Here is a 12,044-nt window from a genome sequence, read left to right on the forward strand (position 1 = left end):
TTCAACCCCGTCCACCGCCCGGATTCCAGGGAGACGGCCGCATGACCACCGGTATTCGCCAGGACCGAGAGCGCGACGCGGTCGCGCAGCCGCAGCGCTTCGTCATCAGCTTCGCGGGCTTCAACCGGCCCTGGGCCGTGTGGATCGCCCACCGCCTGGAGGAACACGGCCACCGGGTCGCCCTCGCGCGCTGGGACCCGCAGAGCAGCCCCGGTCTCGCCCAGGCCCTCGACGACCTGGCCCGCAGCGGCAGCCGCGTCCTGCTCGTCCTCAGCGAGCGCTACTTCTCCGCCGGCACCCACACCGACGAGGAGTGGAACACCGCACTGCGCACCGTCACCGACGACCATCCCGACCGGTTCGCGGCCGTCTCCCTCACCGACGCCCCGCTGCCCAGTGCCGTCGCCGTACTGGAGAAGACCGACCTGTGGGGCCTGGACGCGTACGAGGCGGAGTACCGGGTACTGCGCCGGCTGGAGTTGCCCACCGACCGGATCGGCACCGACTCCGGCCGCCGCGGCCCCCGCTTCCCCAACGACCCGCCCGAGATCTGGGGCCGGGTGCCGCGCCGCAACCCGCGCTTCACCGGCCGCAACGACGTCATCGGCAGGTTGCGGGCCGCCCTCACCGAGGCCCCGCCCGGCGCCTCGACCGTCACCCTGCTGGGCCTGTCCGGAGTGGGCAAGACCCAGGTCGCCACGGAGTACGCCTATCGGTTCGCCTCCGAGTACGACGTCGTGTGGTGGGTTCCCGCCTCGGACCGGCCCACCCTGCGCGAGCGGCTCGCCGACCTGGCCCCGGCGTTGGGCCTGCCGCGCGGCGCCGGCAGCTACGGCGAGCAGATCCGGGCCGTCCTGGAGGCGCTGCGGCGCGGATCCCCGTACAGCCGCTGGCTGATGGTCTTCGACGGCTGCGACAACCCCGACGACCTCACCGACATGCTGCCCTCCGGTGCGGGAGACGTCATCATCACCTCCCGCAACCGCGAATGGGCCTCCCGGCACACCAGCCTCGTCGAAGTCCCGCTCTACGCCCGGCTCGAGTCCATCACCTTCATCCGCCGCCGGGCCCGCCGGCTCACCGGTGACGAGGCCGACCAGCTCGCCGAGGCCCTGGAGGACTACCCCCTCGCCCTCGACCAGACGGCCGGCTGGCTCGCCGACTCGCCGCTGACGGTGGGCGACTACCTGGCCCTCCTCCAGCGCAGGCTGGATTCCCGGGAGGCCGTCACCGTCTCCGACGACTACCCGCTGCCCTTCCCCACCGCGCTCGCCATACTCCTCAACAACGTCCGGGAGAACTTCCCCGACGCCCTGGCCCTGCTGCGGCTGTTCGTCTTCTTCGCGCCCGGGCCGGTGCCGCTGCGGCTGCTGCGCGAGTTCCAGGCCGACGAGGTGCCAGAACAACTCGCCGGGCTGATCAACGACCAGATCCGCTGGAACGCAGCCCTGAACAAGCTCGTCCAGTTCTCGGTGGTCCGCCTGGAGTACTCCGACCTGTCCGAGGAGGAGGGCGGCGGACTGGAGACCGTACAACTGCACCGCATGGTGCACGGAATCGTCCGCGACAACCTCTCCGAGGCCGAGGCCGAGCCGCTCTCCCGTGCGGTCCGGCAGGTCCTCGCCGCCGCCGACCCCGGCCGGCCCTCCGACTCCCGGCTGTGGCCGCGCTTCGCCGAGCTCATCCCGCACCTGGAGACCGCCGGCGTGCTGAGCAGCAGCAACCCGCGGATCCAGACCTTCCTGCTGCACTGTATGCGCTACCTGATCCTCGCCGGGGAGTACCGGACCTGCCTGCGGCTGGCCGAGCAGACCGACGTGATCTGGCGGGCGATGCTCGGTGACGACCACGACCAGGTGCGCGAGCTCAGCTACCACTACGGCGGCGCCCTGCGCATGCTCGGACACTTCAAACGTGCCGAGACCCTCGCCAAGTCGGTCGCCGACCGGCTGCTGGCCGAGCGGGGCGACCGGGACCTGGAGACCCTGCGCGCGACCAGCACGTACGCCGGGGTCCTGCTCAGCACGGCCAAGTTCGAGCACGCCCGGGAACTACTGGAACACGCCTTCGCCCGCTACCGCGAGCTGCTCGGCGAGGACGACTCCACCACGCTCAACGCCGAGAACAACGTCGCCGTCGCACTTCGGCTGCTGGGCCGCTACCAGGAGGCCTACGACACCGACCTCGACACCCTGCGCCGCCGCGAACGGGTGCTGCGCGTACGGCACATCGCCACCCTCTCCTCCGGGATCGGCTGCGCGATGGGGCTGCGGCTGATGGGCCGCTACCGGGAGGCGCTCGCCCGCCAGGAACAGGGCCTCAAACTCAACGCCCAGGTGCTGGGCACCAACCACCCCCAGACCTTGCGCGCCGAACACAACCTCGGCATGTGCCTGCGCCGCTCCGGGGACATCCCCGGCGCCGGAGCCCGGCTGCGCAGCGTCCTGGAACGCTCGACCCGCGTCTTCGGCGCCACGTTCCCGTGGACGCTGATGGTGGCCTCGGACTACGCCACGTACCTGCGGGAGTACGGGGACATCGGCGAGGCCCGACGGATCTCCGAGGAGGTCGTCCGCGGCTACCAGACGCAGCTGGGCCTCGCCCACCCGTACAGCATCGGCACGGTCGGCAACCTCGGCCTGGTGCTGCGCGCCCAGGGCGAACGGGTGGAGGCGCTGAGCCTGGCCGAACAGGCCCTGGTCGGCATGCGGGGCGCGGTCGGCGACCGCCACCCGTGGACCCTGGGCTGCGCCCTGAACGCCACCGGGCACCGCAACATCACGGGCCGCCTGGAGGACGCGCTGGAGCTCAGCCGGGAAACGCTGCGGGGCTGCGAACAGGTCCTGGGCCCCGACCATCCGATGACGCTGAGCGCCCAGATCGCACTGGCGGCGGACCTGCGGTCGGTCCGCGAGGACACGGAGGCGGGCAAGCACGAGGAAGCGGGCCTGAAGGCGCTGACGCGCACGCTGGGCCCGCAGCACGTCCACACGGTCTCGGCCCGCCAACAGAACCGCCCGTACTGGGACTTCGAACCCCAGCCGTAGGCGGTGGACCCGGGACGGCGGTACGCCTGCGGGGCGTCGGTGTCCCCGCTGTGCCCGTTGTCATGGCGGTGGCGCCGCATTCCTGGCGGTTCGAGGGCGGTCGTCAGACCTCTCACCGGTGCTTTTCGGCCTGCCGTGCGAACACGCTGCGCTCCCGGCGGGCTGCGTCCGCGGCGGCTTCCATCGCCGATCATCTGCCGCCACGGGGTCACGACAGCCGGGCAAGGGGGTGAAGGCCCCGAGCCAGCGAAGCCCCGTACACAGCCGGAAGGCCCGGCCCCCACCGGGGGCCGGGCCTTCCGTCCGTTCAGCTCAGCGCAGCGACTAGGCCTCGAAGACCTCGTTCAGCAGCAGCTGCTGCTCCGCCTGGTGGCGCTTCGCGGAGCCCACCGCCGGCGACGAACCGTGCGGCCGGGAGATGCGCCGCAGGCGCTCGCCCGCCGGGACGTCCGCGCCGACCGCCAGGTCGAGGTGGTCGATCAGGTTCAGCGCGATGAACGGCCACGCACCCTGGTTCGCCGGCTCCTCCTGCGCCCAGATGTACTTCGCCGCGTTCGGGAACTTGGCGATCTCCGCCTGGAGCTCCGCACCCGCCAGCGGGTAGAGGCGCTCGATGCGGATGATCGCGGTGTCCGTGATGCCGCGCTTCTCCCGCTCGGCCTCCAGGTCGTAGTAGACCTTGCCCGCGCAGAAGACGACCTTGCGGACCGCGCTCGGGTCCACCGTGCTGTCGCCGATGACCGGACGGAACGAGCCGCTCGTGAACTCCTCCGCCTTCGACGCCGCGGCCTTCAGACGCAGCATCGACTTCGGGGTGAAGACGATCAGCGGCTTGTGGTGCGGGTTGTGGACCTGCCAGCGCAGCAGGTGGAAGTAGTTCGACGGCAGGGTCGGCATGGCGACCGTCATGTTGTCCTGCGCGCACATCTGCAGGAAGCGCTCCGGGCGGGCGGAGCTGTGGTCCGGGCCCTGGCCCTCGTAGCCGTGCGGCAGGAGCAGCGTGACACCGCTCGTCTGGCCCCACTTCTGCTCGGCCGAGGAGATGAACTCGTCGACGACGGTCTGCGCGCCGTTGACGAAGTCACCGAACTGGGCCTCCCAGAGGACCAGCGCGTCCGGGCGGGCCAGCGAGTAGCCGTACTCGAAGCCCATGGCCGCGTACTCGGAGAGCAGCGAGTCGTAGACGTTGAAGCGGGCCTGGTCGTCCGCCAGGTACTGCAGCGGGGTGTAGTCCTCGCCGGTCTCCCGGTCGATCAGCACCGCGTGGCGCTGGCCGAACGTACCGCGGCGGGAGTCCTGGCCGGACAGCCGGACCGGGGTGCCCTCCATCAGCAGAGAGCCGAAGGCGAGGGTCTCGCCCATGCCCCAGTCGATGGTGCCCTCGTCGATCATCGCCGCGCGGCGCTGGAGCTGCGGCAGCAGACGCGGGTGCACGGTGACGTGGTCGGGGATGTTGACCTGCGACTCGGCGATCCGCTTCACGACGTCCTGGGAGACCGCGGTGGTCACCGGGACCGGGAAGCCGGCCTGCGAGGCCGGGGCCGCCGGCGGGGCGACCACGGGCTGCGTGGCGGCCTCGCGGACCTCCGCGAAGACCTTCTCCAGCTGGCCCTGGAAGTCCTGGAGCGCCTGCTCGGCCTCTTCCAGCGTGATGTCGCCGCGACCGATGAGGGACTCGGTGTACAGCTTGCGCACCGAGCGCTTCTTGTCGATCAGGTCGTACATCAGCGGCTGCGTGAACGCCGGGTTGTCCGACTCGTTGTGACCGCGGCGGCGGTAGCAGATGAGGTCGATGACGACGTCCTTGTTGAACGCCTGGCGGAACTCGAAGGCGAGCCGCGCGACGCGGACCACGGCCTCCGGGTCGTCACCGTTCACGTGGAAGATCGGGGCCTCGATCATGCGGGCCACGTCGGTCGCGTACATCGAGGAACGCGAGGACTCCGGGGCGGCGGTGAAGCCGACCTGGTTGTTGATCACGACGTGGACGGTGCCGCCGGTGCGGTAGCCGCGCAGCTGCGACATGTTCAGCGTCTCGGCGACGACGCCCTGGCCGGCGAAGGCCGCGTCACCGTGCAGGGCGACGGGCAGGACGGTGAAGTCCGTGCCGCCCTTGTTGATGACGTCCTGCTTGGCGCGGGCCACGCCCTCCAGGACCGGGTCGACGGCCTCCAGGTGCGAGGGGTTGGCGACGAGCGAGACCTTGATCTGCTCGCCGTCCAGGCCGGTGAAGGTGCCGTTGGCGCCCAGGTGGTACTTCACGTCGCCGGAGCCGTGCATGGACTTCGGGTCGAGGTTGCCCTCGAACTCGCGGAAGATCTGCGCGTACGACTTGCCGACGATGTTCGCCAGCACGTTCAGGCGACCGCGGTGGGCCATGCCGATGACGACCTCGTCGAGGCGGGCCTCGGCCGCGGAGTCGATGACGGCGTCGAGCAGCGGGATGACGGACTCGCCGCCCTCCAGCGAGAAGCGCTTCTGGCCGACGTACTTCGTCTGCAGGAAGGTCTCGAAGGCCTCCGCCGCGTTCAGCCGGCGCAGGATGCGCAGCTGCTCCTCGCGCTCCGGCTTGGAGTGCGGGCGCTCGATGCGGTCCTGGATCCAGCGGCGCTGCTTCGGGTCCTGGATGTGCATGAACTCGACGCCGGTGGTGCGGCAGTACGAGTCGCGCAGCACGCCGAGGATGTCGCGGAGCTTCATCATCGACTTGCCGGAGAAGCCGCCGACCGCGAACTCGCGCTCCAGGTCCCACAGGGTGAGGCCGTGCTCGGTGATGTCGAGGTCGGGGTGCTTGCGCTGCTTGTACTCCAGCGGGTCGGTGTCGGCCATGACGTGGCCGCGCACCCGGTAGGAGTGGATCAGCTCGAAGACGCGGGCGGCCTTCGTGACGTCGTCGTCGTGCGAGGCGTCGATGTCCCGGAGCCAGCGGACCGGCTCGTACGGGATGCGCAGCGCCTCGAAGACGTCGTCGTAGAAGCCGTTCTCGCCGAGGAGGAAGTTCGCGACGATACGCAGGAACTCGCCGGAGGCCGCGCCCTGGATGACCCGGTGGTCGTAGGTCGAGGTCAGGGTCATGACCTTGGAGACGCCCAGCTTGTTCAGGGTGTCCTGGGAGGTGCCCTGGAACTCGGCCGGGTAGTCCATGGAGCCGACGCCCATGATGACCGACTGTCCGGGCATCAGGCGGGGCACGGAGTGGACGGTGCCCAGGCCGCCGGGGTTGGTCAGCGAGACGGTGACGCCGGTGAAGTCGTCCATCGTCAGCTTGCCGACGCGGGCGCGGCGGACGATGTCCTCGTACGCCTGCCAGAACTCGAAGAAGTTGAGCGTCTCGGCCTTCTTGATGCCGGCGACGACGAGCTGGCGGTCACCGTTGGGCTTCACCAGGTCGATCGCGAGGCCGAAGTTCACGTGCTCCGGCTTGACCAGGGTGGGCTTGCCGTCCTTCTCCGCGAAGGAGTAGTTCATCGACGGCATGGCCTTGATGGCCTGCACCATCGCGTAGCCGATGAGGTGGGTGAAGGAGATCTTCCCGCCCCGGGCGCGCTTCAGGTGGTTGTTGATGACGATGCGGTTGTCGAACAGCAGCTTCACCGGGACGGCGCGGACGGACGTGGCCGTCGGGACGTCGAGGGAGGCGTTCATGTTCTTGGCGACGGCAGCGGCCGGGCCGCGCAGCGTCACCAGTTCGGGACCCGCGGGGGCCCCGGTGGTGGGCGCGGCCTTCTGGGCGGCGACGGGAGCGGCAGCGGCCGGAGCCTGCGGGGCGGGCGCGGCGGCCGGGGCCTGGGAGGTGACAGTCACAGCAGGGGCACCAGAGGGAGTGGCAGGAGCAGGGGCAGGAGCTGACACAGGCGTGGGCGCGGCGGCAGAGGGGAGCGCGGCGCTCGCCGCCCCCGTGGCGGTGGCGTCGGAGACCTGCGGAGCTGCGGCGACGGTGGCGGCCTGTGCGGAGGCGCCGTCCGTCGTCGGGGACTTCTTGGGCTCGTCCGGCTTGGCCGGAGAAGCAGTGCCCCCCGGCTTGTAGTCGGCGAAGAAGTCCCACCAGGCCCGATCGACCGCATTCGGGTCCTGGAGGTACTGCTGATAGATCTCGTCGACGAGCCACTCATTGGCACCGAAGCCTGAGGCAGGGTTCTTCCCGCCCTCTGCTGCTTCGGTCGTGGTGCTCGAGTTACTGGGGGACTGTGGCGACACGGCGGCAACCGCCCTCTTCCGCTTCACAAGGTATGGACAGCGGGAATAAAGGCTACGCCTCCCGGACCGTGTGATGCAGACCGGGCGGGACTTACGTCATGTAGGTCACATCGAACGGCGGGTTTCGCCGCCTTGAATGGCGGGAAACTAGCGTGGTTCGGGTAGGGGGCACCGTGGTTGCGGCCCCCATGGCTTCGCACCCCTGACGGACCCCGGGCACGTGTGGCCGAGATCATGTCCTTCCCACTCGAACCCTACGTCAATGTGGCGCCTGCGAACTGCCCGGAAGCGTGACGAGCATGCGGCAGCCCCGTGACGATTCGGCCACTCTGATGTGCCCGCCGTGCAGGCCGACGGCCCAGCGGGCGATGGCCAGGCCCAGTCCGGTGCCGCCGTCACCGCCGCTGGCGTTGCCCCGGTTGAACCGCTCGAAGACCCGGTGCCGCTCGGCTTCCGGGATGCCGGGGCCTTCGTCCCGTACCTCCAGAGCCAGGCTTCCGGGCGTGTCCGAGGCCCGGGCGCGGACCGTGACCCTGCCGTGCGGCGGGCTGTGCTTGACCGCGTTGTCGATCAGGTTCGCCACCACCTGGTGCAGCCGCTCGGCGTCCGCGTAGGCCATGAGGTCCGGGGGGAACACGTCCAGGTGCAGGTGCACGTCGTTGCGGGTGTGCCCGCCCGAGCCGGAGAGCAGCCCCGGCCGGCCGGCCGCCGCCAGGCCCGATTCCTTCAGCACCCCGGACAGGTACGGCCACACCTCGAAGCGGCGGGCCTTCAGCGGGACCACGCCGTTGTCCACCCGGGACAGGTCCAGCAGGGTTTCGACGAGCCGGCCCAGGCGCTCGGTCTGCTTGAGCATCGTCCGCATGGTCTCCGGATCGGCCCGGGAGACCCCGTCCACCACGTTCTCCAGCACCGCGCGCAGTGCCGCGATCGGCGTGCGCAGCTCGTGCGAGACGTTGGCGACCAGCTCCTTGCGGTGCCGGTCCACCGCCTCCAGGTCGTCCGCCATCAGGTTGATCGTGGAGGCCAGGTCTCCCAGCTCGTCGCGGCGCCCGGCCCCGCGCACCCGGCGGGTGTAGTCCCCGTGGGATATCGCCCGGGCCACCCGGGTCATGTCGTCCAGCGGGGCGGTCAGGCTGTGCGCCACGAACTGGGTGATCAGCATCGAGGCGATCACCGAGAAGACCGTGATGAACCGCAGCTCGGTGTCGGTGCGCAGGGCCACCATCAGCAGGCCCGTCGTGATGAAGACCGAGACCACCACGAGGGTGCCCAGCTTGGTCTTGATCGAGAACGGGGAGAACGGCCGCAGCCCCACCTCGCGGGCATCGGCTCCACCGGAGCGGCTGACCCCGTGCCCCCGGTCGGGACGGGCGCCGCTCATGGCTGGGCCGGGGTCTCCAGGGCGTACCCGACGCCGTGGACCGTACGGATGCGCTCCGCCCCGATCTTCCGCCGCAGGGCCTTGATGTGGCTGTCGACCGTACGGGTCCCGGATGCGTCGGCCCAGTCCCACACCTCGGCGAGCAACTGCTCCCGCGAGAGCACCGCCCGCGGGGTGCCGGCCAGGCACACCAGTAGGTCGAACTCGGTGGGTGTCAGGTGCACGTCCTCGGTCTGCACCCGGACCCGGCGCTGCGCGTGGTCGATCTCCAGGTCGCCCAGGCGCAGGGTGGCCCCGCGCGGGGCGGTGGCGGCGAGGGTGGCCCGTTCCACGCGCCGCAGCAGGACGTGGACGCGGGCGGTGAGCTCGCGCATCGAGAACGGCTTGGTCATGTAGTCGTCCGCGCCGACCCCGAGGCCGACGAGCATGTCGGTCTCGTCGTCCCGCGCGGTGAGCATCAGCACCGGCACCGGCCGCTGCGCCTGGACCCGGCGGCAGACCTCCAGGCCGTCGAAGCCGGGCAGCATCACGTCGAGGACCAGCAGCTCGGGCTGCCAGCTCTCGGCCGCTGCCACCGCGGCCGGTCCGTCGAAGGCGGCCTGCACCTGGAAACCCTCGGCGCGCAGCCTGGCCGCGATGGCGTCGGCGATGGTGCGGTCGTCTTCGACCACGAGCACGCGCCGCTGAGCGCCGGGGGTGGCCGCGGCACCGCCGTGGGTGGTGTGTGTCTGTTCCATGTCCCGCCCCTGAAGATCCGCGTGGTAGGGGTGCAGCGTAGAGGAGCCGCCGGCCTGCGGCTATGCAGGGTTCGGACAGGGCAAACAGCGGAGGCAGCTGTTCCGATTGCGGTGGGAATGCGGATATGGGACGTGATGCCGGGTGCCACGCGGCCCGCACGTAGCTTCCCTGTGGGCGGGGACGTCAGCGACCCCGCCCGCTTTTGTCGACCCCCTACAGGGCCGGGCCGCGGCCGGACGTGATCACCGGGTCGGGCCGCCCACTGCCCGACCGGCCGGGGGTCGGGTACCGCCTGCCGTCCGACCGGCCGGGTACCGCCCGCTGCTCCACCGGACCTATCAGGCGTCGAACGGGGGCAGGGCGTCCAGCACGCTCCGCAGGCCCGGGGTCAGCGACTCCTGGCCCGCGGCCACTTCGTGGCCGCCGTGTACGAAGGCGTAGCGGAACCCGTCGTAGACCGTCGGGCCCCCCTCCAGGACCCGGGGCAGGTGGGCGAAGTCCGCCTGCTGGAGCGCGGTGCGCAACCGCACCAGCCGGTCCGGCGACAGCTTCCCGGAACCCGTCGGCTCCGCCTCCCCGTCCCACCGGGTCCACGAGCCGTCGCCCTTGACCAGCAGGCTGCTCGTCCGCCCCGCGAAGCCACCGGTGCGGGTGACCGTGACCAGGCGTTCGAGCGCGGAGGACGGCGCCAGGGACGGTACGGAACCGGAGGACGAAACGGTCGTGCTGGCGGGGCCCGGCACGGCCGTCGGGCTCGCGGAGGACGTGGCCGGGCCCGAGGTGGCACCGGCGGAAGGCTGCGCCGGGGCGGACGCCGTACCGGCCCCGGACGAGGGGCCCGCGGACGGCTCCCCCGATCCGCACCCGCTCAGGACCACCACACTCAGCAGCACCGCCGCCACCGCTCGGAACGCGCGCACACCCCACCCCCGCAGGCATTCGGGCCGACCCCCGAGTATGGAGTCGGCACCACCCGTACGGAAAGCACCAGGAGGACGACATCCGCCGCACCGCCCCCTGGCGCTGGCTGCCGCCGCTGCTCGCCGTCCTCCTCGGCCTCTGGGGCCTGGAACGCGGCGGCACCGGCGGTCGCGGCAGCATGTGGCGCGACGAGTCCGTCACCTGGCAGGCGGCGCACCGGCCGCTCGCCGGGCTGTGGGACCTGCTCGGACAGGTGGATGCCGTGCACGGGCTGTACTACCTGCTGATGCACGCGGTGTTCCTCGTGTGGGACGGCGGCGGCCCCACGAGCGGCGGCCTGTGGGCGCTGCGCCTGCCCTCCGTCGCCGCCACCGCCCTCGCCGCCGCAGGGGTGAGCGCCGTCGCCCACCGGCTCGCGGGGGAGCGGGCCGCACTGCTCTCGGGCCTGACCTACGCCGTGCTGCCGCCCGTGCAGGCGTACGCGCAGGAGGGGCGTTCGTACGCCCTCGTCGCGGCGGCCGTGGTGTGGGCGACGTACCTGATGCTGCGCGAGCGGTGGGTCGCGTACACGGCGGTGCTGCTGCTGGGCTGCTGGCTGCACGAGTTCGCCGCACTCGCCCTGCTCGCCCACGCGTGCTGGGCCCGGCGCTCGCAGGGATGGAGGCGGAGCGCCGGGGTGGTGGTCGTCCTGTTGCTGCCGCTGGCCCTGGTGAGCGCCCGGCAGGCACAGCAGCAGCTGGGCTGGCTCGGGCGGCCGAGCTGGCAGGACTGGGCGGCCTACGGGGTCGTCGCGGCGGTTGCGCTGCTGCTCGCCCGCGGCCCCGCGGTGCCGCGGGAACTCGTGCGGGTGGCGCTGCCGCTGGTGCTGCTGCCGCCCGGACTCCTGATGGCCGTCTCACTGGCCCACCCCTGGTACGTCGACCGGTACGTGCTCTACGCGCTGGCCGGGCTCGCCCTGCTCGCCGGCCCCCGGCTGGCGGCGGCGCACGGCTGGCGGCCGTGGGCGCTGGTGGCCGCCCTGCTGCTGCCGCTGGGCTGGTGGTCGGCCTGGCTGCGCACCCCCGACAGCCGCAAGGACGACGTGCTCGCCGTGGCCGCCGTGGTCCGGGAGCGGGCCCGGCCGGGGGACGCGGTGCTGTTCATGCCGTCGCGGCGGCGCGAGTGGCTGCTGTCCTCGCCGGAGGCGTACGAGGGCCTGCGCGACCTGGCCCTGGACCGCTCCCCGGCGGCTTCGCACAGCCTCCAGGGCACGGAACTGCCGACGGCGCAGATCTGGACCCGGCTGGTGGACGCCCCCCGGGTGGTGGCCCTGCTGGACCCCGCCCGGCAGCCGCTGGACCCGTACCCGCGGGAGGCGGTCAAACGGCAGACGCTGGCCTCGCACTTCGACCTGTGTTCGATGGACGAGGTGCGCGGGGCCCGGATCGCGGTGTACGCCCAACCGGGCCACTGCCCGTGAGCCGGCGCAGGCCCGGGGGTGGTGCGCGTGAGCCGGCGCGGGCCCCGGGGTGGTGCGCGTGAGTTGGTGTGGGCCCGGGGGTGGCCTCGGGGTGCCGCTGCTCGTGGGGTGGCACCTGCGGGAGGAACGCCAACCCCTGCCGTGCGGCGACTTCGCTCCTGGGAGCGCCGCCGCCCGTGGGGTGCTGCGGTCCGCGGCGGCGCCGCCGCCCGCGAGGTGGCGTCCGTCCCGCGGGGCAGTCGGCGAGGGGAGCCGCCCGGGCCGGGGCCCCTCGCCGACGCCCCCGCAGCTGCCTCCG

6 protein-coding genes are annotated in these 12,044 nt (G+C 72.0%); 2 read left to right on the forward strand and 4 right to left on the reverse strand.

Translation table 11 applies throughout. The features are described 5' to 3' along the window. The first annotated feature begins 41 nt into the window (after positions 1-41). Complete coding sequence (fxsT, locus tag ABZZ20_RS05425) at positions 42-3,047, forward strand: FxSxx-COOH system tetratricopeptide repeat protein (protein ID WP_356866937.1); 3,006 nt, start codon at positions 42-44, stop codon at positions 3,045-3,047. Positions 3,048-3,371: 324 nt separating this feature from the next. On the opposite strand, the gene ABZZ20_RS05430 is transcribed toward fxsT, so the two are convergent. The 4 genes from ABZZ20_RS05430 to ABZZ20_RS05445 all read right to left on the reverse strand — a co-directional run bounded on the left by ABZZ20_RS05430 (position 3,372) and on the right by ABZZ20_RS05445 (position 10,286). Further along, positions 3,372-7,244 carry a multifunctional oxoglutarate decarboxylase/oxoglutarate dehydrogenase thiamine pyrophosphate-binding subunit/dihydrolipoyllysine-residue succinyltransferase subunit gene (locus ABZZ20_RS05430; protein ID WP_356866939.1) on the reverse strand — a complete coding sequence of 1,291 codons (3,873 nt, stop codon included), beginning with the start codon at positions 7,242-7,244 and terminating at the stop codon, positions 3,372-3,374. 259 nt (positions 7,245-7,503) lie between these two features. Further along, positions 7,504-8,628: a HAMP domain-containing sensor histidine kinase gene (locus ABZZ20_RS05435; RefSeq protein WP_356866941.1), complete on the reverse strand. Its 1,125-nt coding sequence runs from the start codon at positions 8,626-8,628 to the stop codon at positions 7,504-7,506. After that, the gene (locus ABZZ20_RS05440) at positions 8,625-9,365 is read right to left on the reverse strand and encodes a response regulator transcription factor (RefSeq protein WP_356866943.1); all 741 of its coding nucleotides are present in this window, start codon (positions 9,363-9,365) and stop codon (positions 8,625-8,627) included. The genes ABZZ20_RS05435 and ABZZ20_RS05440 overlap by 4 nt, the downstream gene beginning before the upstream one ends. A 339-nt stretch (positions 9,366-9,704) precedes the next feature. Further along, entirely contained in the window at positions 9,705-10,286 is a 582-nt protein-coding gene (locus ABZZ20_RS05445; RefSeq protein ID WP_356866945.1) for a hypothetical protein, read from the reverse strand. A 179-nt stretch (positions 10,287-10,465) separates the two neighbouring features. Here ABZZ20_RS05445 and ABZZ20_RS05450 point away from each other — a divergent pair, with 179 nt between their 5' ends. Further along, positions 10,466-11,746 (forward strand): hypothetical protein, encoded by a 1,281-nt coding sequence (locus ABZZ20_RS05450; RefSeq protein WP_356866947.1) that lies wholly within the window; start codon positions 10,466-10,468, stop codon positions 11,744-11,746. Positions 11,747-12,044: the final 298 nt, after the last annotated feature.

Source organism: Streptomyces sp. NPDC006430 (genome assembly GCF_040612395.1).
Lineage (GTDB): Bacteria > Actinomycetota > Actinomycetes > Streptomycetales > Streptomycetaceae > Streptomyces.

Excerpts from the sequence above, each read along its gene's own strand:
- fxsT (WP_356866937.1), top strand. The coding sequence starts at position 42 with ATGACCACCGGTATTCGCCAGGACCGAGAGCGCGACGCGGTCGCGCAG.
- ABZZ20_RS05435 (WP_356866941.1), bottom strand. The coding sequence starts at position 8,628 with ATGAGCGGCGCCCGTCCCGACCGGGGGCACGGGGTCAGCCGCTCCGGT.
- ABZZ20_RS05440 (WP_356866943.1), bottom strand. The coding sequence starts at position 9,365 with ATGGAACAGACACACACCACCCACGGCGGTGCCGCGGCCACCCCCGGC.
- ABZZ20_RS05450 (WP_356866947.1), top strand. The coding sequence starts at position 10,466 with ATGTGGCGCGACGAGTCCGTCACCTGGCAGGCGGCGCACCGGCCGCTC.